Origin of the sequence: Actinoplanes awajinensis subsp. mycoplanecinus (assembly GCF_001509495.1) — a bacterium.
Lineage (GTDB): Bacteria > Actinomycetota > Actinomycetes > Mycobacteriales > Micromonosporaceae > Actinoplanes > Actinoplanes palleronii.
This window is the reverse complement of the sequence record NZ_LLZH01000285.1, coordinates 1-24,719: the sequence shown is the minus strand read 5'-3', so window position 1 is coordinate 24,719 and position 24,719 is coordinate 1. Positions and strand designations below refer to the sequence as shown.

General features: G+C 70.9%; 21 protein-coding genes and 2 pseudogenes. 12 read left to right on the top strand and 11 right to left on the bottom strand.

What is annotated here, in order from left to right:
• Window positions 1–80: 80 nt before the first annotated feature.
• From ADL15_RS30830 to ADL15_RS30820, 3 genes are all read left to right on the top strand, one after another.
• On the top strand, window positions 81–1,565 hold the full coding sequence (locus ADL15_RS30830) for a GGDEF domain-containing protein (protein ID WP_157441703.1): 1,485 nt from the start codon (window positions 81–83) through the stop codon (window positions 1,563–1,565).
• Window positions 1,566–1,643: 78 nt separating this feature from the next.
• On the top strand, window positions 1,644–2,489 hold the full coding sequence (locus ADL15_RS53345) for a glycosyltransferase family protein (protein ID WP_198171084.1): 846 nt from the start codon (window positions 1,644–1,646) through the stop codon (window positions 2,487–2,489).
• Window positions 2,486–3,358: a glycosyltransferase gene (locus tag ADL15_RS30820; protein WP_198171083.1), complete on the top strand. Its 873-nt coding sequence runs from the start codon at window positions 2,486–2,488 to the stop codon at window positions 3,356–3,358. Before ADL15_RS53345 ends, ADL15_RS30820 begins: the two co-directional genes overlap by 4 nt.
• 41 nt (window positions 3,359–3,399) lie before the next feature.
• Here the strand turns inward: ADL15_RS30820 and ADL15_RS30815 are convergent, their stop codons facing one another.
• The 7 genes and pseudogenes from ADL15_RS30815 to ADL15_RS30790 all read right to left on the bottom strand — a co-directional run bounded on the left by ADL15_RS30815 (window position 3,400) and on the right by ADL15_RS30790 (window position 10,171).
• Window positions 3,400–4,506: a sugar ABC transporter substrate-binding protein gene (locus tag ADL15_RS30815; RefSeq protein WP_067698500.1), complete on the bottom strand. Its 1,107-nt coding sequence runs from the start codon at window positions 4,504–4,506 to the stop codon at window positions 3,400–3,402.
• Window positions 4,503–5,414 carry a carbohydrate kinase family protein gene (locus tag ADL15_RS30810; protein WP_067698498.1) on the bottom strand — a complete coding sequence of 304 codons (912 nt, stop codon included), beginning with the start codon at window positions 5,412–5,414 and terminating at the stop codon, window positions 4,503–4,505. Before ADL15_RS30810 ends, ADL15_RS30815 begins: the two co-directional genes overlap by 4 nt.
• Complete coding sequence (locus ADL15_RS30805; RefSeq protein WP_067698496.1) at window positions 5,411–6,625, bottom strand: AGE family epimerase/isomerase; 1,215 nt, start codon at window positions 6,623–6,625, stop codon at window positions 5,411–5,413. Before ADL15_RS30805 ends, ADL15_RS30810 begins: the two co-directional genes overlap by 4 nt.
• A 6-nt stretch (window positions 6,626–6,631) precedes the next feature.
• Window positions 6,632–7,471, bottom strand: a complete 840-nt coding sequence (locus ADL15_RS30800) for a LacI family DNA-binding transcriptional regulator (RefSeq protein WP_067698494.1) — start codon at window positions 7,469–7,471, stop codon at window positions 6,632–6,634.
• 77 nt (window positions 7,472–7,548) lie between these two features.
• The gene (locus tag ADL15_RS56595; RefSeq protein ID WP_269748397.1) at window positions 7,549–7,920 is read right to left on the bottom strand and encodes a glycosyl hydrolase; all 372 of its coding nucleotides are present in this window, start codon (window positions 7,918–7,920) and stop codon (window positions 7,549–7,551) included.
• An 82-nt stretch (window positions 7,921–8,002) separates the two neighbouring features.
• A pseudogene (locus ADL15_RS56590) lies at window positions 8,003–8,470 on the bottom strand (glycosyl hydrolase); the annotation flags it as partial.
• A gap of 369 nt (window positions 8,471–8,839) precedes the next feature.
• Window positions 8,840–10,171 (bottom strand): ROK family transcriptional regulator, encoded by a 1,332-nt coding sequence (locus ADL15_RS30790; RefSeq protein ID WP_083971948.1) that lies wholly within the window; start codon window positions 10,169–10,171, stop codon window positions 8,840–8,842.
• Window positions 10,172–10,370: 199 nt separating this feature from the next.
• Between ADL15_RS30790 and ADL15_RS30785 the strand changes: the two genes are divergently transcribed.
• The 5 genes from ADL15_RS30785 to ADL15_RS30765 all read left to right on the top strand — a co-directional run bounded on the left by ADL15_RS30785 (window position 10,371) and on the right by ADL15_RS30765 (window position 17,406).
• The gene (locus tag ADL15_RS30785; protein WP_083971946.1) at window positions 10,371–11,684 is read left to right on the top strand and encodes an ABC transporter substrate-binding protein; all 1,314 of its coding nucleotides are present in this window, start codon (window positions 10,371–10,373) and stop codon (window positions 11,682–11,684) included.
• Window positions 11,681–12,544: a carbohydrate ABC transporter permease gene (locus ADL15_RS30780; protein WP_232344519.1), complete on the top strand. Its 864-nt coding sequence runs from the start codon at window positions 11,681–11,683 to the stop codon at window positions 12,542–12,544. Before ADL15_RS30785 ends, ADL15_RS30780 begins: the two co-directional genes overlap by 4 nt.
• Entirely contained in the window at window positions 12,541–13,362 is an 822-nt protein-coding gene (locus tag ADL15_RS30775; RefSeq protein WP_067698482.1) for a carbohydrate ABC transporter permease, read from the top strand. The genes ADL15_RS30780 and ADL15_RS30775 overlap by 4 nt, the downstream gene beginning before the upstream one ends.
• A 14-nt stretch (window positions 13,363–13,376) precedes the next feature.
• Window positions 13,377–15,785 (top strand): glycoside hydrolase family 2 protein, encoded by a 2,409-nt coding sequence (locus ADL15_RS30770; RefSeq protein ID WP_067698480.1) that lies wholly within the window; start codon window positions 13,377–13,379, stop codon window positions 15,783–15,785.
• Between the two features lie 94 nt (window positions 15,786–15,879).
• A complete protein-coding gene (locus tag ADL15_RS30765; RefSeq protein ID WP_067698478.1) occupies window positions 15,880–17,406 on the top strand; it encodes a GGDEF domain-containing protein in 1,527 nt (508 codons plus the stop codon).
• Between the two features lie 17 nt (window positions 17,407–17,423).
• Here the strand turns inward: ADL15_RS30765 and ADL15_RS56585 are convergent, their stop codons facing one another.
• Window positions 17,424–18,209, bottom strand: a complete 786-nt coding sequence (locus ADL15_RS56585) for a ricin-type beta-trefoil lectin domain protein (RefSeq protein ID WP_269748394.1) — start codon at window positions 18,207–18,209, stop codon at window positions 17,424–17,426.
• An 82-nt stretch (window positions 18,210–18,291) separates the two neighbouring features.
• Window positions 18,292–18,747, bottom strand: a pseudogene (locus tag ADL15_RS56580) (glycosyl hydrolase); the annotation flags it as partial.
• A gap of 351 nt (window positions 18,748–19,098) precedes the next feature.
• On the opposite strand from ADL15_RS56580, the gene ADL15_RS30755 reads away from it, so the two are divergent.
• Window positions 19,099–19,926 carry a LacI family DNA-binding transcriptional regulator gene (locus ADL15_RS30755; RefSeq protein WP_067698601.1) on the top strand — a complete coding sequence of 276 codons (828 nt, stop codon included), beginning with the start codon at window positions 19,099–19,101 and terminating at the stop codon, window positions 19,924–19,926.
• Window positions 19,927–20,141: 215 nt separating this feature from the next.
• On the opposite strand, the gene ADL15_RS30750 is transcribed toward ADL15_RS30755, so the two are convergent.
• The gene (locus tag ADL15_RS30750) at window positions 20,142–21,290 is read right to left on the bottom strand and encodes an alcohol dehydrogenase catalytic domain-containing protein (protein WP_067698476.1); all 1,149 of its coding nucleotides are present in this window, start codon (window positions 21,288–21,290) and stop codon (window positions 20,142–20,144) included.
• Window positions 21,291–21,368: 78 nt separating this feature from the next.
• Window positions 21,369–21,572, bottom strand: a complete 204-nt coding sequence (gene cspE, locus ADL15_RS30745; protein WP_067698474.1) for a transcription antiterminator/RNA stability regulator CspE — start codon at window positions 21,570–21,572, stop codon at window positions 21,369–21,371.
• Window positions 21,573–21,879: 307 nt separating this feature from the next.
• Here cspE and ADL15_RS30740 point away from each other — a divergent pair, with 307 nt between their 5' ends.
• The 3 genes from ADL15_RS30740 (at window position 21,880) to map (ending at window position 24,614) form a co-directional block, all read left to right on the top strand.
• Window positions 21,880–22,761 (top strand): dioxygenase family protein, encoded by an 882-nt coding sequence (locus ADL15_RS30740; protein ID WP_067698472.1) that lies wholly within the window; start codon window positions 21,880–21,882, stop codon window positions 22,759–22,761.
• The gene (locus tag ADL15_RS30735; protein WP_083971943.1) at window positions 22,758–23,453 is read left to right on the top strand and encodes an alpha/beta hydrolase; all 696 of its coding nucleotides are present in this window, start codon (window positions 22,758–22,760) and stop codon (window positions 23,451–23,453) included. Before ADL15_RS30740 ends, ADL15_RS30735 begins: the two co-directional genes overlap by 4 nt.
• 396 nt (window positions 23,454–23,849) lie before the next feature.
• Window positions 23,850–24,614, top strand: a complete 765-nt coding sequence (gene map / locus ADL15_RS30730; protein WP_067698470.1) for a type I methionyl aminopeptidase — start codon at window positions 23,850–23,852, stop codon at window positions 24,612–24,614.
• Window positions 24,615–24,719: the final 105 nt, after the last annotated feature.

The following is a 24,719-nucleotide window of genomic DNA, read 5'->3' as shown; positions in this document are numbered from 1 at the left end:
GGTGATCCACCGGGCAAGCGTAGCCAGGCCCGGGCCGCGGGGATGCTTCAGTCGGCACCCGCCGTGCCGATCGAGAGGCCGTGAACAACCGGTTAGCGGCGAGGGTGGCCGCCGTCGTGCTGGCCGGGGTCGCCCTGCAGCTGATGCTGCCGCACGTCTCCGAGCGGGCCGGCCTGATCGCCTGCTGCCTGCCGATCGGGGTCGCCGGGTGGTACGCCTGGGTGGGATTCCGGCGGCAGGCCCGCGCCCAGCGTGGCCGGCAGCGCCTAGGACTGCACTTCGGCGCGATCGCCGGCGCCCTGCTCGGCACGTCCTACCTGCTCTACACCGCCGACGCGGTGATCGGCTCCCGCTCGCTGGTCGACGGCGCGGCGGACGCCTTCGGGACCGCGGCCGCGCTGATGGCGATGCCGGCCGTCCTGGTGGCCGTGCCGTCCTTCCCGAACCGGATCGCCCGGGCCACCTACGCCATCGACGTCACCACCGTGGCCGGGGCGATCTTCGCGACCGCCTGGCAACTCGTCCTGGCCCAGGTGTTCGTCGGCCTGCACCCCGGTGAGCGCGGGGTGTTCGTGCTGACGATCCTGCCCGAGGTGATCGCCGCGGCGCTCGCGCTGATGCTGATGTCACGCCCGGCGGCGGGCCGCTACCACTCGATGCGGACGCTGGCCGGCGGGATGGGCGCGTTCGCCCTCGCCGCGATCATCAGTGTGCACAACCGGACAGAGGGCCTGACCTGGTACGCCAACGGCCTCGGCGCGGTGTACCTGATCGCCGGGCTGGCCATCGGACTGGTCAGCCAGAGCGCGGTGGCGCCGGAGGACAACGCCGCTGACGGTGAGCCCACCGGCTCCTGGAGCATTCTCCCGTACCTCCCGGTAGCTGTGGCGCTGAGCTCCGTCGCTGTTCCGTACGCGCACACCGGCGTCCTGAACCCGGTCCTGATCTGGACCCTGCTCGGCACCTCGGTGCTGGCGATGGCCCGGCAGTTCCTCAACCTGCTCGCCGTCAAGGCACTGGTCACCGACCTGGAGGAGCAGCGGCACCGCCTGGATCACCTGGCACACCACGACACGCTGACCGGACTGCCGAACCGGGCCGCCTTCTACACCGGCGCCCGCGCCGTGCTCGCCCGGGCGGCGCCGGACACCATCACCGCGGTGATGGTCCTCGACCTGGACGGGTTCAAGAAGGTCAACGACACCCAGGGCCACGCGGCCGGGGACACGCTGCTCATCCAGGCCGGTGAACGGATCGGCGCTGCGCTGCGCCAGGGTGACACCGTCGCGCGCCTGGGCGGCGACGAGTTCGTGATCCTGGTCCCGGAGGTCACCGGCCTCGACGACGCCGTCGCGGCCGGCGACCGGATCCTCGAGCAGCTCGCCGCGCCGATGCTCGTCGCCGGAGTGACCATGCGGGTCAAGGGCAGCATCGGGGTCAGCGTCGCGGTCGGGCCCCGCGACGACCTCGACCAGATCCTGGCCGACGCCGACCGTGCGCTCTACCAGGCCAAGGACGCGGGCAAGGGCGTGGTCCGCTGCTTCGAACCCGCGGGGCGCGGCTAGCGCCGTCGGCCACTCGGGTATCGATGCGAGACGATCAGTCAATGGGCCGCCCACTGTCCTGATGCGACGATGCAGGTCGTGTCGACGGACCGGGGGGAAACCGTGACCGGCTTGGGGGTGGTGATCCCGACGCACCGGGGCTCCGCGTTGCTGGATCGCAGCATGGCCGCGCTGGCCCGGCAGACCCGGACGCGCGGGCTGCACGTCGTGGTCGCGGTGAACGACGGCCGCGCCGACAGCTACGACCGGGCCGTCGCGCTGGCGCCGACGCTGCGGGCCGTGGGCATGCGGTGCACGGTCATCCGTACGACGGCGGGCCGGTCCGCGGCGTTACGGGCCGCCGACCGGTTGCTGCCGCCCGGGGCCCGGCTCTACCTGGACCAGGACGCGGTGCTCTCACCCCGCGCGGTGGCCGGGCTGGTCGCGGCGCTGTCGCCCGGCACCGGGGTGCACTTCGCGGTGCCGAGCCTGCGGCTGGTGTCCGCCCGCAGTGCGGTGACCCGGGCGTACTTCCGGATCTGGCGGGACCTGCCCTACGTGCGGCGGTCGCCGGCGACGTGCGGGGCCTACGCCGTGTCGGCCGAGGGGCGGTCGCGCTGGGGGGAACTGCCCGACCTGCACTCCGACGACAAGTGGGTGCGGTGGCACTTCGCCCCGCACGAGCGCCTGGTGGTCGCCTCCGAGTCGTACGAGGTGGTGGCTCCGGACGGCCTGATGGACCTGCTCCGTGCGCGGCGCCGCTATCAGCGAGGCAACCGGGAGCTGGCGGATCTCGCGGCGCGGCCGCCGTTCCCGGACGACCACATCCGGCACCGGGGGATCGTCCGCTCGCTGCTGGCGAAGCCGGCGGCCTGGCCCGCGGCAGCGATCTTCCTGGCGGTGCACGCGGCCTCGCGCCTGGCCGGCCCGCAGGGGTCCCGGTGAACGATTTCGGTCCCGGGGCTGCGGTGCGTGGGCGGGTCGACGTGGTGGTGCCGGCGCACGACGAGGAAGCGCTGGTCGGGGCGTGCCTGGCCGCGGTCGTGGCGGACTCGCGCGGGCTGGACGTGCGGGTGGTCGTGGTGGCGAACGGGTGTGCGGACGCCACCGCGGAGATCGCCCGGTCCGCGGGCCCCGGCGTCGACCTGGTCGTGCTGGAACTGCCGGTCGCCGGGAAGCCCGCGGCGCTGAACGCGGCGAACGAGCACCTGCGCGGCGGCCCGGTCGTCTACCTCGACGCGGACACGGTGATCACGCCGGGCACGCTGCGGGCGCTGCTGGCCGTGCTGGAGACGGCCGGCGGGCCGGTCATGGCGGGGCCGCGGCCGGTCCTGGTGCGCCCGGGCGACCGGGTGGGCCGGGGGTTCGCCGAGGTCTGGTCGCGGCTGCCGTCGGTGCACGGTGACGTGTTCGGCGGCGGGTGCTACGCGGTGAACGCCGCGGGCCGGGGTCGCTGGGGTGACTTTCCGGCCGTGGTCGCCGATGACGCTTTTGTACGGTCACGGTTCGCCCGGGACGAGCGGGTGGTCGTGGACGGGGGCGGGTTCCTGCTGGTGCTCCCGGGTGGTGCGGAGTTGAGCCGGGTGCTGGCCCGGTGGCGGCGGGGCAACGCGGAGCTGGCGAGGTGGCGGCGGTGCAACGGCGAGCGGGAGGAGCGGGGGCGGAGCAACGCGAGGGCCGTGCTCGCCGCGCCGGAGTTGTGGCGGCACGTGCCGGCGTTCCTCTGGGTGCAGGTGGGCAGCAGGTGGCGCCGCCGGGAGCGCTGGGCGCGGGCGGAGAGCGTGCGGAGGGCGGCTGTCACCCGTACCGAATAGGTGGTTGTCGGGCCTTCGCCGCTGGTGGATCACGCTCCTGATCAGGGTATGAGGCCGTATTTCCGGCACTTGGCCAGGTATTTCGCGGTGCAGAGCTGGTCGGTGGTGACGGCCTTGTCGCGGATGACGGTGGTCAGGATGTTGCCGGCGGTGATCGGGGTCGGCGTCAGCAGGACGGCCGGGACGTAGGCGCCCGAACCGGGATCCTTGACCTTGCCGGTGACCGGGATCTTCCGGTTCTGGACCAGCCCGATCGCCAGTTCGGCGGCCGCCTCGGCCTCGGACCGGGCGGCCTTGTAGACGGTCATGCACTGGTCGCCGGCGAGCACGTTCTGCAGGCCCTGCACGGTGGCGTCCTGACCGGTGACCGGTACGTCGCCGTTGCGGCCCTCGGCCCGGAGCACCTCGATCACCACGTTGGCGAGGTTGTCGTTGGCGGCGAGCACACCGTTGATGTCCGGCCACTGCCGGAGCATCTGGGTGAAGACGGTCTTGCCCTCGGCCGGGTCCCACGCCGGGACGAACTGGTCGGGACCCTTCAGGTAGGCGCCGGTGTCGTACTTGCGCTGCAGGACCGCGTCGTAGCCGTCCTTGAACAGGGTGGCGTTGTTGTCGGTCGGCGAGCCGTTCAGCTCGGCGATCACCGGCCGGGTGGCCTTCCTGGCCCGCAGGCAGCTGATCAGGCCGTCCGCCTGCTGGACACCGATCTTCTCGTTGTCGTAGCTGACGTAGTAGTCGGCGCCGCCGTTGAGCGTGAGCCGGTCGTAGTCGATCACCGGGACGTGGTGCGCCCGGGCGTTGTCGATCACGGCTTTGCCGCTCACCGAGTCCAGATTCGCGATCATCAGGACCTTCACGCCGCTGTCGAGCATGCGGGCGGCGATCGCGGTGAAGACGTCCTTGTCGCCCTCGGCGTTCTGGATCTCGTACGGGACCTGGGCCGCCTCGAACGCGGCCGCCAGGGCCTGTGGGTGATCGGTCTTCCACCGGGGTGAGCTCTCGGTGTCCGGCAGCACCACCCCGACACCGTTGCGGCCCTCGCCCGAGGAGGTCACGTGCGCGTCGTCGGTCGAGGTGGGGGTGCCGCTGTCGCACGCGGTGACCAGCAGGCCGACGGCGAGGAACGTGAGCGCGGCCGGGAGTCTCATGCGGATGCTCCGAGGAGGTCGTCTCTGGTGGGTGGGGCGGCGCCCGCGCGGGCGACCGTGAGCGCGGCGGAGAGCGCCGCGTGGGAGAGCACGTCGTGCACGTCGTCGCCGGTGATGCGCCGGAGCCGGGTGCGGGCGGCGGCGCCGAGCAGGTTCCGCTGCCACAGCGCGTCGAGCAGGCCCGACATGAACGCGTCGCCGGCACCGACCGTGTCGACGACGGTGACGGCGACCCGCGGGACCGTGACGTGCACGTCGGCGGCGACCCCGAACGCGCCGTCGGCGCCCGCGGTCACGCAGACCAGGGCCGGGCCCAGACCGAGCCAGCGCCGGGCGACGTCGGCCGGTGGTGCGCCGGGGTAGAGCCAGGCGAGGTCCTCGTCGCTCGCCTTGACCACGTCGCTGGTGGCGACCAGATCCTCCACCCGGGTGCGGCAGTCGTCCGGCGTGCCGACCAGCGAGGGCCGGATGTTCGGGTCGTAACTGATCGTCGTCGTGGCGCGGCGATCCCGCAGGAGCCGGGCGACGTCGTCGGCGCCGGGTGCCAGGAGCGCGGCTACCGAGCCGGTGTGCAGGTGGTGCGCGGGTGCGGCGGGGGCCGGGCCGTCCGGCCAGCGTGGCCAGTCGACGGCGAACCGGTAGCGGGCGGAGCCGTCCGGCTGGATCTCGGCGAGGGCGCGGGAGCTCACGCCGGCGATCGGGGCCGGCAGGGTGACGCCGGAGCCGGTGAGGTGCTCGCGCAGCAGGTCACCGGCCGGGTCGGCGCCGATGTGGGTCCACAGGTCGACGTCGTGACCGAGCCGGCCCAGGCCGGCTGCCACGTTGGCGGGGCTGCCGCCGGGCATCTCGCGTGCCGGTTGTGAGATCACGTCGACGATCGCCTCGCCGACCACCAGGAAGCGCCTCATCGGACTGCTCCGATCGCGCAGGCGGCGGCCAGACCGGGGGTGAGCGGGGCGCGGGGGATCAGGGTGGCCTGCACGGCGTGGTAGAGGTCGGGCTTGCCGGACCAGGTGGCATCGGCCGGTCGGTTGCCGGGGTCCAGCTCGTGCCACCACGAGCCGTTCCGCAGGTCGAGGACATGGGCGCGGACGTAGGTGGACCAGGTGTCGTACCACTGGGCGTAGGTCGCGTCGCCGGTCCGGGTGTGCAGGGCCGCGGCCGCGGCGATCGCCTCCGCGGCGACCCAGTGCATCCGCTGCCGGACCACCGGGGTGCCGTCCCAGTCGGTGGTGTAGACGAAACCGGGCGCGCCGTCGACCGCCCATCCGTCCGCGACGGCCCGGGCGAACAGCGCTTCGGCCGCCGGGAGCAGCCAGTCCGGCGCCGCGGTGCCGAGGGTGGCCTCGAGGGGCAGGATCAGGCGCGACCACTCCAGCGCGTGCCCGACCGTGGCGCCGTACGGCTGGAACGGGTCGTCCGGCCGGTCCCGGTGATGGTCGAGCCGAGGCGTCCACCGGGCGTCGAAGTGCTCGGGCAGCCGCCAGCCGTGCTGCCGTCCGAGGCCGGCGGTCCGCTCGGTGATCGCCAGGGCTCGTTCCAGGCAGTCCGGCCGGCCGGTGGCGTCGAACGCGGCGAGCATCGCCTCGACCGCGTGCATGTTGGCGTTGAGCCCCCGGTAGTCGTCGAGCCGCTGCCAGCCGGAGTCCCACCGGTCGGCGAACATCGCGGGTCCGGGTTCCCAGAAGCGCCCTACGAGGGTGTCGAGCGCCTCGGTCAGCAGCGCCTCCGCGCCCGGGCGCCGGGCGAGCGTGCCCGAGGCCGCGGCGAGGACGACGAACGCGTGGTCATAACCGGTCTTGTCGCCCGCGGGAACGTCGTCGGAGGTGACCGAGGAGTGCCAGCCGCCGTGCCGCCGGTCGTGCAGGACGCCGGTGAGACCGGCCAGTGCCGCGTCGGCCAGCGGGCCGGCCCCGGGCACGTCGAGCAGGGTGGCCACGCTGTAGACGTGCGCCATCCGCGCGGTGATCCAGGTGTGGCGCGGTGCGTCGAGGTCCGGGGTTCCGTCGGTGCGCAGCCAGGCCGCCCCGCCCCGCGGGTGCGGAAAGGCGCGTCCGAAATCGAGCAGGCGCGAGGTCTCCTCGCGGAGCCAGCCGGTGTCCAGGGGTGAGAGGGTCAACGGTTCCTATTCCTTCACTGTGGTGTCGCGTTCGACGACGTGCGCCCGGGGCGCTTCGTAGACGTCGGCAGGCGTGTCTCCCCGGAGGGTGTCGAGAACTGCCTGGCCGGCTATCTCGCCGACCCGGCTGACGTCGTGGCTCATCGCGGAGAGGGCCGGAACGGCCAGCTGACACTGGGCCGAGTCGTCCCAGGCGACCACTGAGAGATCGTCGGGAACGCGCAGTCCGTGGTCCCGGATCGCGTCCAGGCCGCCTAGGGCCATCAGGTCGTTGTCGTACACCATCGCTGTCGGCCGCATCGGCCCGGCGGTGAGCAACTGCCCGGTGACCGCGCGGCCGTGCTCCTGCGAGTAGTCGCCTTCGACGCTGATCACGCGCAGGCCCCGGGCGGCGGCCTCGATCGCGAAGCCGCCGGAGCGCAGCTGGGTGTGCGCGAGCCGACGCGGCCCGCTGACGTGGCCGAGCACCACGTGCCCGCGCTCGGCCAGGAACCGGACCACCTCGCGCGCGAACCCGGCGTCGTCGGTCCACACCGTCGGCAGCCCGCCGGCGGTGGACGGATCGCCGATCACCACCACGCGCAGGCCCAGCCGGCGTACCAGGCCGACCCGGTCGTCGCCCGGGCTGAGATCGACCATGATCACGCCGTCGACCAGCTGCCCGGCCGACCACCGCCGATAGGTGGACTTCTCGGCGTCCCGATCGGTGACGACCGTGACCAGCACCGAGATGCCGGCCGGGGTCAGCACACGCTCGAGCCCTTCGATGAACTCGTGGTAGTACGGCTCCTCGCCGAGCACCTGGGAGGCCCGGGCCAGCACCAGACCGACCCGCCGCTTGGCCATCGCGTTCCTCCGTCGTTCTCTTTCACGGGGATGAACGGCCGGCGCCGCCTGTCGGCGGACAAGCGGCGCCGGACCGATCAGAACTTGACTTCGCCCTGGTTGTAGACCCGGGGCAGGTAGTACGCGGACTGGATCTCCGCGTTGCTGTTGTTGCCGCGCAGCTGCTCGGACCAGATCATGAAGTAGGTCCACTTGGGCTGGCTGTCGAGCAGGGCCGCGGTGGGCAGCTTGCCCATCTCGGCGATCGCGATCGGCTTGCCCGCGGCGATCGACTGGATCTGCGAGTAGTCCGACGCCGAGGGGTAGTTCTTGTACCAGGCGTCGAGCGACACCACGTCGACGTAGTTGCTGCCCGGGTAATAACCCGCCCAGCCGCCGGCTGGGTTGTCCTGGACGTTCCAGACCCAGATCAGGTTGTCCAGGCCCTGGCTGTCGAAGTAGTCCTTCATCTGCTGATAGATCTTGGCGCCGCCAGTTCCAGGTCTCGTTCATCTCGTGGAACGGCCGCCAGAGCACCGGGATGCCGGCGTCCTTGAGCTGCTTGAGATACGGGACGACGGCGGCCATCCGGCTGCGCCAGGTGGCGTTGAGGCTGGTGCCGCCGGTGACGATCTGCTGGAACTGGGTGTTGGTGATGCTGGTCTTGACGCCGCCGTCGAAGTTGCAGGTGGCCCCGACGGTGGGGGAGCAGGCGTGCCAGGTCAGCGCGACCAGCGAGCCGTTGGCCCACTCGGTCTTGGCCTGGTCGACGACCCGTTGCCGGTTGGCGACGTCGGTGGAGTTGAACATCATGTCGCCGCCCCACAGGCCCGGCCACTGGCCGGTGATGTCGTGCGCCTGCTGGGTGTACTGGCCGGGTGAGGTGGCCGGCTCCTTGTTGTGCTGGCCGCTGACGATGTGGTTGCCGGTGATCGATTTCAGATAGTTGATGACGGTCTGCTTGGACGTGGCGGGGAACGCCTGTGCCGGGCCGGCGACCGAGACGGCCGCGGTCGCCATCAGGGCGGAGGCGGCCAGCGTCGCGGTCAGTGCGCGAACGGGGATCTTCACGGGGGTGGACCTCCTTCGGGGGAGCGTCGCTTGTGTGACGACAGCTTCAGGGAGCTGTTACGGACGTGTCAATAGGTGCATTAATAATTTAAGTAAGCAGCGATCGAGGGCGGCCGGGGCCGAGGCGCGGCCGCGAGGCCCGGGGAGGCCGGGACCGAGGCGCGGCCGGGAGACAGGGGAGCCGCGGCCGCGAGGCGTGGGGCGGCCGGGACCGAGACGCGGCCGGGAGGCAGGGGGAGGCTGGTCAGCCGCCGTGCCGGGGGTGGCCGTGAGGGTCGGGCGCGGCCCGGAGGCCGCCATGAGCGGGGAAGGGCGGCCTCAGGCCGTCTGGCCCGGGGTGTGTCCGGGCGCGACCGAGGCCTGCACCACCAGCGCCGCGGCGCCGATGCCGGCCGCGTCCCGGGGCTGCGCCGACAGCTCCACGGTCACCCCGTGCCGCCGCCGGGAGTGCGCGGTCCGCTCCAGGTGACCGCGCAACCGTCGCGCGAAGATCGACCCGGCGCGGGCCACACCCGGCCCGGTGAGCACCAGCCGGCCGAGATCCAGCAGGTTCACCATCGAGGTCGCGGCCGCGCTCAGCCGTTCGGCCGCCTGGTCCAGCACCTGGTAGGCGTCCTGGTCGCCGTTGACCGCGGCCCGGGCGACGGCGTCGTAGGCACTCGACTCGCTCCCGTCCAACGGCAGCCGGGAGCGCAGGCCCGGGTGCTCCCGCGCGGCGAGCACGATGGCGCGCATCGACGCATACTGCTCGACGCAGCCCAGGTTGCCGCACGGGCAGGAGCGCCCGGCGTAGTCGATGGATACGTGGCCGAGCTCGCCGGCGCCGAAGCTCGCCCCGCGGTAGAGCGCCCCGCCGAAGACGAACCCGGCGCCGATGCCGGTGGACAGGTAGATGCAGCCGAAGGCCTGCTCGCGGGACACCCGGCGGCTCCAGAACTCGCCGAGAGCCGCGGCCGCCGCGTCGTTCTCCACCAGCACCGACACGCCGAGCCGCTTCTCCAGCTCGGTGCGCACCTCAGCCGAGTCGTCACCGAGCCCGGCGGCTGCCTGCGAAAGGCCGAGCCCGGCTGCCTGCGAAAGGCCGAGCCCGGCGCCCTGCGAAAGGCCGAGCCCGGCTGCGCCCGGCGCCTGGCCGGGATGTGCCTGGCCGGGTTGCGAATGGCCGCCGCCGGGCTGCGGCCGATCCGCTCCGCCCGGGCCGGGCGCCGGCATGACGATGGCCAGCCCCTCGATCCGGTCGCGGGGCAGCGCCAGCCCGTCGGTGAACGCGTCGAACCGCTCCGCCAGCCGGTCGGCGCGCCAGATCTCGTCAGGCAGGCGCGGGACGACCTCGCGGCCGACCACCCCGCCGGTCAGGTCGATCGCGACGCAGGTGACGGTGTCCGGCCCGAGGTTGAAGCCGACGCCGAACCGGTTGGCCGGGCTGATCGCGATGAGTTTGCGGCGCCGGCCCAGCACCGAGTCGGCCGAGCCGACCTCGTGGATGATGCCGTCGGCGATCAGGTCGCGGACGATGTTGGAGATCGACGGCTGGGTGAGCCCGGTCAGCTCGGCGAGCTCGACCCGGCTGATGGCCACTGAGGACCGGACCACGTCGACGATCAGAGCGCGACTTCCCGGTCCGGCTGCGGGTGCTTCTCGACGAGCCATAAACGGGTGTCTCCGGTTCATGTCCTGCGCGAGCGGCCAGTCCGCTCCGTCGCTAACTTACCGCCGCGGTAGATCCCGAGTGTGACGCACGGTCCCGGGGAGAATCCAAAATAAATTAGTAATCTAATCTTGACAGCGCTGTAACGGCCGTCTCATGCTGGGCGCGCCTCACCGACCTCTTCAGCGGACGGATTCCAGCATGATCAATAGAAGGCACTTCCTCGGTCTCGGCACGGTGGCAGCGCTCGCCCTGGTGACCGGCTGCACCGGCGGCGCCGGCAGCGAGGACACCGGCACGACCGGCGACTTCTCCGGCGAGGTCAAGGGCTCGATCACGGTCCTGACCAACCGGACCGACCTGGTCGACACGAAGTTCAAGGAGTACGTCGCGGCCTTCGAGGCCAAGTTCCCCGGTACGAAGGTCACCTTCGAGGGCGTCACGAACTACGACAACGACGTCACCACCCAGCTCAGCGGCGGCGCCTACGGCGACGTGCTGCTGATCCCCAGCACCGTCGCGCTGGACCAGTACGGCCAGTTCTTCGAGCCGCTCGGCACCGACGCGGAGCTGAAGGCCAAGTACCGGTTCACCAGCCCGGCCACCTACCAGGGCAAGGTCTACGGGCTCTCGCTGGGCGGGATCGCCAAGGGCTTCGTGGTCAACAAGCGGATCTGGGCGCAGGCCGGGGTCACCGCGCCGCCGAAGACGCCGGAGGAGTTCCTCGCCGGGCTCGCGGCGGTCGCCAAGACCGGCGCCGTCCCGTACTACACCAACTACAAGGACGCCTGGCCGCTCGGCGAGTGGAACAGCCAGCGGGCCGTGCTGGCCGACCCGGCGATCAACGACAAGTTCCCGGCCGACGCCAGCCCCTGGCAGCCCGGCAAGATCGCGTACCTCGCGGACGGGCTGCTCTACGACGTGGTGAACCGCAAGCTCAGCGAGAAGGACCCGCTGACCACGAACTGGGAAGGGTCCAAGCCGATGCTGGCCACCGGCAAGACCGCGGCCATGCTGCTCGGCTCGTGGGCGGTCCCGCAGATCCAGGAGGCCGCGAAGGCCGCCGGCGCGAACCCGGACGACATCGGCCTCTGGCCGTTCCCGTACCAGACCGGCGGCAAGTTCCACGCCGCGATCGACGGCGACAAAATGGCCGCGGTCAGCAAGAACTCGAAGAACAAGGCGACCGCCAAGGCGTTCCTGGACTGGTTCGTCAACGACTCCGGCTTCGCCACCGACCAGCAGGCCATTCCGCCGGCGATCAGCCAGCCGCTGCCGGCCGCGCTGCAGGCGTTCACCGGCACCGGCGTCGAGCTGCTGGAGGTCCCGGCGGCGGTCACCAACTCCGGCAAGGAAGACGAGATCATCAAGGAGTCGGAGATCGACCTCAAGGGCGAGATCTACCGGCAGAAGCTGATCGACACCGCTCGCGGCGCTGCCAAGGGTGACAAGGACTCGTACTTCGCCGAGCTGAACAAGCGGTGGGGTGCCGCTCAGTCCCAGGTCATGAAGTGATCGCTCGCAGCCGGCCGTGGTGGTACCTGGCGCCCGCGCTGATCCTGCTGATCACGTTCACCTACGTGCCGGTCGGCAACATGCTCTGGTACAGCTTCCACAAGTGGGACGGCCTGGACGTCACGATGGACCCGGTCGGCTTCGCCAACTACGTCCGGGTCTTCACCGACGAGCAGTACTGGCGGGTCTTCCTGGTCAGCCTGTACTACTTCGTGGCGTCGTTCGCGCAGATCGCGATCGCGCTGTACTTCGCGGTGGTGCTCTCGTTCAACGTCCGGTTCAAGAACCTGTTCAAGGGCATCCTGTTCTTCCCGTACCTGCTCAACGGGGTCGCGGTCGGTTTCGTCTTCCTGTACCTGTTCCAGCCGGACGGCACCCTCGACACCCTGATGCGCTTCGTCGGCCTGGGCGAGCACACCCGGCTCTGGCTGGGTGACCCGGACATCGCGAACTTCTCGCTGGCCGGCACGTCGGTGTGGCGGTTCACCGGGCTCAACTTCGTGCTGTTCCTCGGCGCGATCCAGTCGATCCCCGGTGAGATCTACGAGGCCGCCGAGATCGACGGCGCGAACCGGTGGCACCAGTTCCGGCACATCATCGCGCCCGGGATCCGCCGCATCATCAGCCTGTCCTTCATCCTGGCGGTCTCCGGCAGCCTCGCGGTCTTCGAGATCCCGTTCATCATGACCGGCGGCGCGAACGGCACCCGCACGTTCGTGGTCCAGGCGTACCAGACCGCGTTCCAGTTCCGGCAGATCGGCCTGGCCTCGGCCATGGCGGTGGTGCTGCTGCTGATCGTGCTGCTGCTCACCTGGATCCAGCGCCGGATCCTGCCTGACGACGAGGTGACGCTGACATGAGCAAGCTCCTCCGCGCCGCGAAGTACGCGTCCCTCGTGCTGGCCTCGCTGGTGGTGCTCGTCCCGCTGGTGGTGGTGCTGTTCGCCGCGCTCAAGACGCACGCCGAGTACAACGCCACCGGCCCGCTCACCCCGCCGCGGAACTGGTTCAACTTCCACAACTTCGCGGTGGCGTGGACCGCCGGCAACATGCTGCGCGGCTTCTGGAACACCACGATCATCCTGGTGGTGTCGCTGACCGGCACGGTCGTGATCGGCACCCTGGCGGCGTACGCGGTGAGCCGGTTCACGTTCCGCTTCAAGCGCGCGGTGCTCGGGCTGTTCCTGGTCGCGGCGCTGGTGCCCGGGGTCACCACCCAGGTGGCCACGTTCCAGATCGTCAAGTCGCTGGGCCTGGTCAACACGCAGTGGTCGGCGATCGTGCTGTTCATGGGCACCGACATCGTGTCGATCTACATCTTCATCCAGTTCATGCAGTCGATCCCGCAGAGCCTGGACCAGGCCGCGATGATCGACGGCGCGAACCGGTTCACCATCTACCGCAAGATCATCCTCCCGCTGATGAAGCCGGCCATCGCCACCGTGGTGATCATCAAGGGCATCGCCGTCTACAACGAGTTCTACATCCCGTTCCTCTACCTGCGATCGCCCGATCTCAGCGTCATCTCGACCGCGCTGTTCCGGTTCAAGGGCCCCTACGGAGCGCAGTGGGAGACGATCGCCGCCTGCACGATGATCGTCCTCCTGCCCACCGTGGTGATCTTCCTGCTGCTGCAGCGCTTCATCTACAACGGCATCACCGCCGGTGCCACCAAGTGACGGGGGAACCCACCATGATCTCCAAGCAGGACCTGGGCGGTGCGTGGACGCTGCGCGGCGCCGACCACGAGCTACCCGCCACGGTGCCCGGCTGTGTGCACACCGACCTGCTCGCCGCCGGCGCGATCCCGGACCCGTTCCTCGACGACAACGAGACGACGGTGGGCTGGGTCGGGCGCGCCGACTGGGCGTACCGGCGCGACATCGCCTGGGACGGGCCCGCGCACGAGCGTGTCGACCTGGTCTTCGACGGCCTGGACACGGTCGCGGCCGTCGCGCTGGGCGGCACCCCGCTCGGCGCGACCCGCAACATGCACCGCGGTTACCGCTACGACGTCACCGCGCTGCTCGACGGCTCGCCGCAGCCGCTGGACGTGCTTTTCACCTCGGCGTACACCGAGGCCGAACGGGTCCGTGAGCTGCTCGGGGAGCGCGCCAACGCGTACCCTGAGCCGTTCAACTTCATCCGCAAGATGGCCTGCAGCTTCGGCTGGGACTGGGGTCCCACGCTGGTCACCGCGGGCATCTGGCGGCCGGTCCGCCTCGAGGGCTGGAGCGTCGCCCGCCTCGCCACGGTCCGTCCGCTGGCGACCTGGTCCGATGGCGCGGGCCGGCTGGACCTGACGATCGAGGCCGAGCGCCTGCACGACGTGCCGCTGTCCGTGCGGGTCCTGCTGGACGGCCGCGAGGTGGCGCGCGGCGAGCTGCCGCCCGGCGACTCCCGGTTGTCCCTCTCGGCAAACCCCGATTTTGTACGACAATGGGCGCCGATCGGCTACGGCTCGCAGCCCCTGCACGACCTCACGGTGGAACTGTCCACCGGTGACGTGCTCCTGGACCGCTGGCAGCGGCGCACCGGGTTCCGCGGCGTATCCATCGACCGGGGCCCGGACGCGGCCGGCTCCCGCTTCGTCATCGAGATCAACGGCGAGCCGGTGCTGGTCAAGGGCGTGAACTGGATCCCGGACGACATCTTCCCGGCCCGGATGACCCGGGCGCGCTACGAGCTCCGGCTGCGCGAGGCGGTCGCCGCCGGTGTCAACCTGATCCGGGTGTGGGGCGGCGGGATCTACGAGGATCGTGCCTTCTACGAGGTCTGCGACGAACTCGGCCTGCTGGTCTGGCAGGACTTCCTGTTCGCCTGCGCCGACTATCCCGAGGAGGAGCCACTGTTCTCCGAGGTGGTCGCCGAGGCCCGGGAGAACGTGACCCGCCTCGCCCCGCACCCCAGCCTGATCACGTGGAGCGGCAACAACGAGAACCTGTGGCTGCACGGCGCGATGGGCTGGAGCGACGAGGCGAGCTGGGGTGAGCGGTACTACCTGGAGACGCTCCCGGCGATCGTCGCCGACCTCGACCCGTCGCGCCCCTACCAGGCCGGCAGCCCCTGGTCGGGCTCCTGGGACCACCTGCCCAACGACACCGGTCACGGCACGTTCCACTCGTGGGAGGTGTGGAACCGCGAGGACTACCTCAACTACCGCGACTCGGCGCCCCGGTTCGTCGCCGAGTTCGGCTGGCAGGCGCCGCCGGCGTGGACCACGCTGCGCGACGCGGTCTCCGACGACCCGATGCTGCCGGACTCGCCGGGCGTGCTGCACCACCAGAAGGCCGAGGACGGCAACGGCAAGCTGGCCCGCGGGCTGGCCCCGCACTTCGGCACGCCGTCGAGCACCGAGGCCTGGCACTACCTGACCCAGCTCAATCAGGTGCGGGCGATCCGGGCCGGGGTCGAGCACTGGCGCTCGTACTGGCCGCACACCGGTGGCAGCATTCTCTGGCAGCTCAACGACCTGTGGCCGGTCACCTCGTGGGCGGCGATCGACGGGGCCGGGCGGTACAAGCCGCTCTACTTCGAGCTCGCCAGCCTGCATGCCGCGCGGGGCCTGACCGTGCAACCGCGCGACGGTGGCCTGGTGGTGGCGGTGCTCAACGACAGCCCCGCGGGGTGGGCCGGCCGGCTCGCCGTGCACCGGCGGACCACCGGCGGGGAGTTGCGGGCCGCGTGGGCGGTACCGGTCGAGGTCGCGGCCCGGCAGGTCACGCTGGTGGAGATCCCGCGCGACGTGACGGCGATCGGCGACGGCGAGTTCCTGGTGGCCGAGTTGGATCAGGCCAGGGCGCTCTGGTTCGCCGTACCGGACAAGGATTTCCCCCATCCTGACGCGGCCCTGACGGTGACCGCGGACCCGGTGCCCGGCGGTCTCGATGTGTTGATCCGGGCCGACGGCCTGGCGCGGGACGTGCTGCTGCAGGCCGACCGGATCCACCCGGAGGCGGTCGCCGACCGCGGCTTCCTCACCCTGCTGCCCGGCGAGTCGGCGACGGTCCGGGTACGTGGCCCGGTCGAGCTGGACCCGGCGCTGGTCAAGGCGCCGTGGGTGGTCACCGACCTGGCCACGGTCCTCGCCGGGGACGAGTAGAGCGCAAGGGTGCCGTCTGCGGGCGGCACCCTTTTCTCATTCCGCAGCCATGTCTGCCGATGGGCACCTCGACGCGACGAGGAGGCACCTGCGGATGCTGCGAACGCACGGGCGGGCCGGTCACCTCCTGCCCACCGCGATCTCCGGCGTCCTGGCGCTGCTCAGCATCGTGTGGTTCGCCGCCAACGCGCCCGGTGAGGCCGGCCCGGGCTGGCTGGGGTGGATCTTCGCGCCGCTGGTCATCGTGGTCAACCAGCTCCAGCTGCGGCGGTTGACCCGCAACCCGGAGCTGTCCGCCGAGGGACGTCGATTCTGGCGGCTGCTGGCCGTCGCCCAGTTCGTGATCGTGGCCGCAGTCCTGGTCACCGGGTGGGACACCCTCGTCGAGCCGCAGACGGTGACGCTCGCCGGGCCGGCGAACGGACTGTTCGGCTGCGCGATCCTGGTCGTGCTCTGGGCGCTGCTCCGGCTGCCGGCCCGCATTCCGATCCGGGGCACCGCCGTGGTGCGGTTCGGCCTGGACGCCGCCGTGGTGATGCTGACCGTCGGGCTGTTCGGCTGGTACCTGTACTTCCGCAACTTCAACGAGCTGGTCTCGGCGGTCGGCTCGGCCGGGCCGGTGATGGGGCTGATGCTCTTCGCGTGCGCGGCCGCCCTGGCGTTCAGCAAGCTCGCCATCGCCGGCGCGCGCGGCGTCGACCGGCGCACCATGTACTTTCTCGGCTGCTGCGTGGTCGTCTCGTCGCTGGTCGGCGGTCTGCTGCCGCGGCTGGCCGCCCGGCCCGACCTCAACGCGATCGCGGTCAGTGTGCCGCTGACGTTCTTCCTGTTCAGCCTGACGATCGAACGGGAACGTACGCTGCTCGGGCGGACCGCGCCGGACCGCACGCCACGCCGCCCGTTCAGCCTGGCCCCGTACCTCGCCGTCGCCGCCACGGACGGGCTGCTGTTGCACACCGGCGGCCGGTCCACGGTGGTCACGATCGTCGGGGTCACACTTACCGCGATCGTCGTCGGCCGGCAGATCCTGGCGTTCTACGACAACGCCCGGCTGCTGCGCGAGCTCGACGCCAGCCTCGGCGACCTGCGCGCGGCGCAACACCAGCTCGCCCACCAGGCCAGCCACGACGCACTCACCGGCCTGGCCAACCGGCGGCTGTTCGAGGAACGCCTGAACGCCGCGCTGGCCTCCGGCGAGCCGGCCGCCGTCGCGCTGATCGACCTGGACGACTTCAAGGGCGTCAACGACACGCTCGGCCACCACGTCGGCGACGAACTGCTGATCGCCGTCGGTCAGCGGCTGCGTTCCGCGGTCGGTGCCGGAGATCTGGTCGCCCGGCTCGGTGGCGACGAGTTCGCCCTGCTGCTCGGGCCGGAATCGGCCGCCGACGCCGGCGGGGTGCTGACCCGGGTGTCCGCGGCGGTGTCGGCGCCGGTTGTTGTCGGGCGCCATGAGCTGCCGGTCGGGTGCAGCGTGGGGCTGGCCGCGAGCTGGCCGGACGCCGGCCCGGGCGAGTTGCTGCGCCGGGCCGACGTCGCCATGTACGCGTCCAAGGGGGCGGGGAAGGGCCGCAGCTCGCTGTACCAGCCGGCCATGGATCACACCGCGCAGGCAGCGTGACTTCTTCCTCTACCTGATCAGACCGGCAGGGTGAAGTCCTGGTTGACCTTGCCGTTGCACGTCCACAGCTGCAGCCGCGTCCCGTTTGCGCTCGCCTCGCCCACCACGTCCAGGCACTTGCCCGAACCGACGTTCACCAGGTCCTTGGTGGTCGCGTTGTACGTGAAGCGCTGGGCGTTGCCGGCGTCGCAGGCGTACATCTGGATCTTCGTGCCGTCGGCGGTGCCGGACGCCGTGACGTCCAGGCACTTGCCGAGCGCCCGGAGGGTGCCGTCGGCGCCGACGGTCCACTGCTGAGCCGTGCCGTTGGTGTCACACGTGTAGATCTGCACCACGGTGGCGGCGTCGAGGCACTTGTTCGCGGCCACCGCCCGGATCTTCCCGCTCGTGGCGCCCGGCGCTGTCGTGGGTGCTGCGGTGGCTGTCCCGCCACCCAGGTTGATCTCACCCTGGTTGAGGACGCGGGGCAGGTAGTACGCGGTCTGGATCTCCGTGTTCGTGTTGAGACTGCGCAGCTGCTCCGACCAGATCATGAAGTACGCCCACTGCGGCTGACTGTTCAGCAGCGCCGCGGTCGGCAGCTTGCCCATCTCGGCGATCGCGATCGGCTTGCTGCCGTCGATCGCCCGCAGCTGCTGATAGTCGGCCGCCGAGGGGTAGTTCTTGTACCAGGCGTCGAGCGACACCACGTCGGCGTAGGTGCTGCCCGGGTAGTACTGCGCCCAGTTGGCGGTGGGGTTGTCCTGGACGTTCCAGACCCAGATCAGGTTGTCCAGGCCCTGGCTGTCGAAGTAGTCCTTCATCTGCTGGTAGATCTTGGCGCCGCCAGTTCCAGGTCTCGTTCATCTCGTGGAACGGCCGCCAGAGCACCGGGATGCCGGCGTCCTTGAGCTGCTTGAGATACGGGACGACGGCGGCCATCCGGTTACGCCAGGTGGTGTTGAGCGCGGTGCCGCCGGTGACGATCTCCTGGAACTGCGCGTCGGAGATCTTCGTGCTCACGCCGCCGGTGAACGCGCAGCTCTCGCCGACGGTGGGGGAGCAGGCGTGCCAGGTCAGCGCGACCAGCGAACCCTTGGCCCACTGCGCCTTGGCCTGGTCGACGACCCGCTGGCGGTTGGCCACGTCGGCCGGGTTGAACATCATGTCGCCGCCCCACAGGCCCGGCCACTGGCCGGTGACGTCGAAGGCCTGCTGGCTGTACTGCAGCGGCGCGCTGGCGGGCTCCTTGTTGTGCTGGCCGCTGACGATCGCGGTGCCGCTGATCGACTTCAGGTAGCTGAGCACCGTCGCCTTGCTGGTCACCGCGAACGCGTCGGCGTTCTCGGCGGTGCGGATCATGGCGGCGCCCAGCAGCAGCGCCGCGACGACGGTGGTCACGACGGAGACGGTGCGGGTGCGTCGGGTGACTTTCATCGGTTCCTCGGGGGAGAGGGGGAAGAGATCTCCCGCCAGCATCACCGCGTGATCGCCCCGAATCAATCGATAGATTACTAATTTAAGGATATTTAAGATCAGGCTGGTCGGTGCGGTCGGTGCGGTCGGTGCGGTCGGCGTGGCCCGGCCTGTCGCGGTCTTAACGGTGCGATCGGTCTTGGCAGTGCGGTCGGGCCTGTCGCGGTCTTGTCGGTGCGGTCGGGCCGGTCGCGGTCGCGGTACCGTATCGCCGGGCGAGCAGAACCGGAGGCAGTGGTGGCACAGGCACAACGGCGGGTCGGCCTGGTGCTGGCACGTGCGTCGCGGGTGTTCGGCGAGGAGCCGTATTACCACGAGTTCCTCGAGGGCCTGGAGCGTGTGCTCACCCCGGCCGGCGTCTCGGTGCTGGTCAAGGTCGTCACCGACCGGGACGCCGAGTGCGAGACCTACGAACGGTGGGCGGCCGGCGCGCAGGTCGACGGTGTGGTGCTGGTCGACCTGTCACCCGAGGACGACCGGGTCGCCCTGGTGCACCGGCTGGGCCTGCCGGCCGTGGTGCTCGGTGCCCCGTCCACGGCGTCCGGCCTGCCGACGGTGTGGACCGATGACGCCGGGTTCGCCCGGGAGGCGGTCCGGCTGCTGGCCGAGGGCGGGCACGAGATGATCGGACACATCAGCGGGCCGATGTCGTTCGCGCACACCCAACTGCGCCGCGAGGGCGCCGAGGCCGAGGCCGCCGCGCGCGGCCTGCGGTTGCTGCAGGCCGAGGGCGATTATTCGTACGAGTCGGGGCGCGCACAGACCGGCGGCCTGCTCACCGGTGGCGCGACCGCGTTCGTCTGCGACAACGACCTGATGGCCCTGGCGGTGCTCGACGAGCTGCGCGAGCGCGGGGTCAAGGTGCCGCAGGACGTCTCGGTGGTCGCCTGGGACGATTCGACGCTGTGCCAGCTGGCGGTCCCGGCGCTGTCCGCGATGAGCCACGACGTGGGCCGGATCGGCGAGCTGGCCGCCCGAGCGCTCCTCGACGCGCTGGCCGGCGCCGAGCCCACGGTCTACCAGGCCCCCACCGCCCACTTCGTAGCCCGCGAAAGCACCCGCTAGCCCCCGGCGTCGCATGTGAAGTCACAGCACACTCCGCACCGAAAGTCCCCACGCTAGAGCTGACCCCGCGTTGCGTGTGAAGTTGTGGTGCGCTCCGCACCGAAAGTCCCCACGTTCGGGCTGACCCCGCGTTGCGTGTGAAGTTGTGGTGCGCCCCGCACCGAAAGTCCCCACGCTCGAAGTCGCGCCGTGTTGTGTGTGGAGTTGCGGCGGGGTTAGGGGCGGGTTGGGTCGAGCATTGTCATGCCGGCGACCGTGGCCTGATCGAAATCGGGCAGCACTGCAGCCGCCTCGGCCAGGCCGATGGTGCGCTCGATCAGGCGTTGCGGCTGCAACGAGCCGTCCGCGATCAGTGCCATCATGGCCGGGTAGTCGGCCGCCGCCATACCGTGGCTGCCGAGCAGGTCGAGTTCCCAGGCGATCACCCGGGCCATCGGTACCCGCGGGTGGCCGTCGACCGGGGGCAACAGGCCGACCTGGACGTGCCGGCCCCGGCGGCGCAGGCTGAGGATCGCGTCGGCGCAGGTCTGCTCGCTGCCGACCGCGTCGACCGCGACGTGGCTACCACCACCGGTGATGCCGGCCACCGCGGCCGGGACATCGACGATGCCGCTGCCGACCGCCGGGATGTCGAGGCCGCCGCTGTCGACGGCAGGGATGTCGAGGGCGGTGCTGCCGGTGCTGGTGGTACCGGCGGTGCGGCTGCTGGCGATGCTGCTGGTGAGCAGGGTGTGTTCGGCGCCCAGGGCGGCGGCGAGAGCGAGGGCTTCCGGGTTCCGGTCGACCGCGATCACCCGGGCGCCGAGCGCGCGGGCGATCATCACGGCGCTGAGTCCCACCCCGCCCGCCCCCAGCACGGTCACCCACTCGCCTTCCGTCACCCGGGAGCGGCCGGCCAGGGCGCGATACGCCGTGGCGAACCGGCAGCCGAGTGCGGCCGCAGTGACGAAGTCCACCCGTTCGGGGATCGCGATCAGGTTGGTGTCGGCCGCGTGCAGGGCGACGTATTCGGCGAACGAACCCCAGTGGGTGAATCCGGGCTGCTGCTGGGCGGGGCAGATCTGGGCCTGACCGCTCCGGCACCACTCGCAGTGCCCGCAGCCGCAGACGAACGGGACGGTGACCCGGTCGCCGGCCCGCCAGCGTTCGACCCCGGCGCCGACCGAGGCGACCACGCCGGCGAGTTCGTGGCCGGGCACGTGCGGGAAGGTGATCTCGTCGTGGCCGGCCCAGCCGTGCCAGTCACTGCGGCACATACCGGTCGCCAGCACCCGGACGACCACACCACCGTCCGGGGCGATGGGTTCGGGGACGTCACGAACCTCCGGCCGGGCCCGGACGGTGTCGATCACTACGGCGCGCACCCGGACATCCTGTCAAGGCCCGGGAAACGCCAAACGGCGACCCGCTCGAAAGCGGGCCGCCGTTCAGAGAGCTAAAGCTCAGAGCGGACGGATGTTCTCCGCCTGCAGGCCCTTCTGGCCCTGGGTGACGTCGAACTCGACCTTCTGGTTCTCGTCGAGGCTGCGGAAGCCGCTCGACGCGATCGCAGAGAAGTGGGCGAAGACGTCAGCGCCGCCGTCGTCCGGGGTGATGAAGCCGAAGCCCTTGTCGGCGTTGAACCACTTCACGGTGCCTGTAACCATTGTCTGCTCCTTCGCAGGTGTTCAAGACCACACTATGCGGTCCCTTGCGCCGCTGCGTTGATGACCCGCGTCGGAACCGACACGAAAAACGAAAAAAGCGCCCGATGGTTTAGATAACCCATCAGGCGCCCAAAAACGTCTACGGAAATCAAAACTGCAACGAGGTCACGCTAGCACAGGATCCCGGCCCTGTCTGATCTTGCCCCGATCGAGTGTCGGGTCACACCACGCCGAAAAAGTTGTCGCTACAACAAACCTGCCGTACGGTGTTAGTTGTAGCAACAACCAATGCTTTCGAGGAGTCGTCATGACCAGCACGACTGCGGCCGCGGACCGGCGCATCCCCGCTCAGCACCCGTTCGCCGCCCACCTGCGCCGCGCCGCTGCCGCTCCCGCCCACCGGGCCTGGACGCCGGACGACGGGCCGCTGCCGAGCCTCTACATCAGCCACGGCGCGCCGATGCTGTTCGAGATGACCGACTGGATGACCCAGCTGCACGGCTGGGCGCGGGCGCTGCCCAAGCCCAAGGCGGTCCTGATCGTCAGCGCGCACTGGGAGTCCGCGCCGCTGAGCCTCAGCAGCACCCGGCCCAGCGACCTGGTCTACGACTTCGGCGGCTTCGACCCGATGTACCACCGGATGCGCTACGACACGCCGGCCGCCACCGAGCTGGCTGCCCAGGTCGCGAAGCTGATGCCGGACGCCGAGCCGGTCCACGAGCACCGCAGCCGCGGGCTCGACCACGGCGCGTGGGTCCCGCTGAAGATCATGTACCCGGACGCCGATATCCCGGTCCTGCAGCTGAGCATGCCCACCCACGACCCCGACCGGCTGATGAATCTCGGACGGCGGCTGCGGGCGCTGCGCGAGTCCGGCGTCCTGGTGATCGGCTCCGGCTATATGACGCACGGCTTGCCGTTCATCGACTGGAACAACCTCGACAAGGTGCCCGGCTGGTCCTCGGACTTCGACAACTGGGCCGCCGACGCGCTGACCCGCGGTGCGGTCGACGAGCTCGCCGACTTCCGGTCGCGGGCGCCCGGCATGCCGTACGCGCACCCGACCGTGGAGCACTTCACGCCGCTGTTCGTCACGCTCGGCGCCGCCACCGACCCGGCCGCGCCGCCGGTCACCACGATCGACGGTTACGCCCTCGGGCTGGCCAAGCGTTCGCTGCAGGCGGCATGAGCTCCGGGTTTGCGGCGCCGGTCGTCGCCACGGCCGGCTCGGCCGATCCGTCGGCACCGTTGATCGTGCTGCTGCACGGCCGCGGGTCGCACGAGAAGGAGATCCTCTCACTGGCCGATCATCTGCCGGCCCCTTTCGCGTACGCGGCGGTCCGCGCCCCGATCGCGGCCGGCGGCGGGTATGCGTGGTTCGCCAACCGGGGCATCGGCCGGCCGATCGCCGAGTCGCTGCGCGCGACGATGGACTGGTTCACCGGCTGGCTCGCCACGGTCGCGCCGGCCGGGCGACCGGTGGTGCTGGTCGGCTTCAGCGGTGGCGCCGCGTTCGCCGGTGGGCTGATCCTGGACGAGCCGTCGCGCTACGCGGGCGCCGCGATCCTCTACGGCACGCTGCCGTTCGACGCGGGAGTGCCGACCACACCGGCCCGGCTGAGCGGACTGCCGGTGCTGGTCGCGCAGGGCGAGCACGACACGGTGATCCCGCGGGAGCTGCTTGACCGCACGTGGGACTACCTGCTCGGCGAGTCCGGTGCGTCGGCGAACGCCCGTCGTGATCCGGTCGGCCACGGCCTGGCCGCTCCCGCCGTGCAGGCGCTCGCCGGATGGCTCCAGGACCACCTGGACCGGCCTGCCGGCGCGCAGCGGACCGCGACCCCGGGTCAGCAGCGCCCTCCCGCAGCGGCAGGAGAGTGACAACGCCCCGGCCGGGCTGCAGGAAGAGCTCTTCACCCGGATCATGGCACTGGCCGGGGTGACCAGTGGCCCGTCGGCGATCTCGGTGCCCGGCACCCGCGGGTTCCACCTCGAGGCGTCGCACCCGGCCAGTGACGACGTTGTCATCGTGCCCCGGGCCGGCGAGTTCGCTCACCTGCACCCGGAGTTCGACGGCTCACTGCACGTGGCGCTGCCGCCCGATCCGGTGGCCAAACGGTGGGGTGCGGCTGACCCCGGGGATGGTGATGGTCTTCGGCCCGCGCGACGACGCCGAGCTGTCCATCGTGGCCGGCGTCGTCGCCACCAGCCACGCCTGGGCTCTGGGGGTGGGTCTCTCCAGCGGGTGGTATAACTATACCGCTAGGGAGGCTTATCATGATCGAACTGAAGACTTCGGGCGAGATCGCCCGGATGGCCGTCACCGGGGAATTCGTCGGCGAACTGCTCGCGGAGCTGGCCGGGATGACCGCCGTCGGGGTCAACCTGATGGACCTCGAGCACCACGCCCGCGGCCGGATCAAGGAGCGGGGCGCGGTGTCGTCCTACTGGGACTACTCGCCGTCGTTCGGCCGTGGCCCGTTCCGCAACGTGCTGTGCCTGTCGGTGAACGACGCGGTGCTGCACGGGCTGCCCCGCGACTACCGGCTGCGCGACGGCGACCTGCTGAGCATCGACATGGCCGTGTCGATCGACGGCTGGGTCGCCGACTCCGCGCTCTCGGTGATCGCCGGTACGCCCGCGCCCGCCGACCTGAAGCTGATCGAGGCCACCGAGGTCGCCCTCGAGGCCGGCATCGCGGCCGCCCAGCCGGGCAACAAGATCGGTGACATCTCGGCGGCGATCGGCGGGGTCGCCCGCGAGTACGGGTACGGCGTGAGCATGGAGTTCGGCGGGCACGGCGTCGGGCGCACCATGCACGAGGCGCCGCACATCGCCAACGACGGCCGGCGCGCCCGTGGCGCCCGGCTGGAGCCCGGCCTGACGATCGCGATCGAGCCGTGGCTGTGCGCGACCACCGACAAGATCAAGTTCGATGAGGACGGCTGGACGATCCGGTCGGCTGACGGGTCGCGGACGGCGCACTCGGAGCACACCATCGCGATCACGGAGAGCGGTCCGCAGGTGCTGACCCGGCGGTGATCTAGTTCCAACGCCGTTCAGTTAGGGCTGGGTGGCTTCTGTCAAGATCAGGACGTTGATCTCGGTGGTGGCTTGGTAGGTGGTGCGGTCGATGTTGGGGCCGCG

Excerpts from the sequence above, each read along its gene's own strand:
- ADL15_RS56595 (WP_269748397.1), bottom strand. The coding sequence starts at position 7,920 with ATGAAGGACTACTTCGACAGCCAGGGCCTGGACAACCTGATCTGGGTC.
- ADL15_RS30815 (WP_067698500.1), bottom strand. The coding sequence starts at position 4,506 with ATGAGACTCCCGGCCGCGCTCACGTTCCTCGCCGTCGGCCTGCTGGTC.
- cspE (WP_067698474.1), bottom strand. The coding sequence starts at position 21,572 with ATGGTTACAGGCACCGTGAAGTGGTTCAACGCCGACAAGGGCTTCGGC.
- ADL15_RS30765 (WP_067698478.1), top strand. The coding sequence starts at position 15,880 with ATGCTGCGAACGCACGGGCGGGCCGGTCACCTCCTGCCCACCGCGATC.
- map (WP_067698470.1), top strand. The coding sequence starts at position 23,850 with ATGATCGAACTGAAGACTTCGGGCGAGATCGCCCGGATGGCCGTCACC.
- ADL15_RS30775 (WP_067698482.1), top strand. The coding sequence starts at position 12,541 with ATGAGCAAGCTCCTCCGCGCCGCGAAGTACGCGTCCCTCGTGCTGGCC.
- ADL15_RS30770 (WP_067698480.1), top strand. The coding sequence starts at position 13,377 with ATGATCTCCAAGCAGGACCTGGGCGGTGCGTGGACGCTGCGCGGCGCC.
- ADL15_RS56585 (WP_269748394.1), bottom strand. The coding sequence starts at position 18,209 with ATGAAGGACTACTTCGACAGCCAGGGCCTGGACAACCTGATCTGGGTC.
- ADL15_RS30790 (WP_083971948.1), bottom strand. The coding sequence starts at position 10,171 with ATGGCTCGTCGAGAAGCACCCGCAGCCGGACCGGGAAGTCGCGCTCTG.
- ADL15_RS30785 (WP_083971946.1), top strand. The coding sequence starts at position 10,371 with ATGATCAATAGAAGGCACTTCCTCGGTCTCGGCACGGTGGCAGCGCTC.
- ADL15_RS30800 (WP_067698494.1), bottom strand. The coding sequence starts at position 7,471 with ATGGCCAAGCGGCGGGTCGGTCTGGTGCTGGCCCGGGCCTCCCAGGTG.
- ADL15_RS30740 (WP_067698472.1), top strand. The coding sequence starts at position 21,880 with ATGACCAGCACGACTGCGGCCGCGGACCGGCGCATCCCCGCTCAGCAC.
- ADL15_RS30810 (WP_067698498.1), bottom strand. The coding sequence starts at position 5,414 with ATGAGGCGCTTCCTGGTGGTCGGCGAGGCGATCGTCGACGTGATCTCA.
- ADL15_RS30735 (WP_083971943.1), top strand. The coding sequence starts at position 22,758 with ATGAGCTCCGGGTTTGCGGCGCCGGTCGTCGCCACGGCCGGCTCGGCC.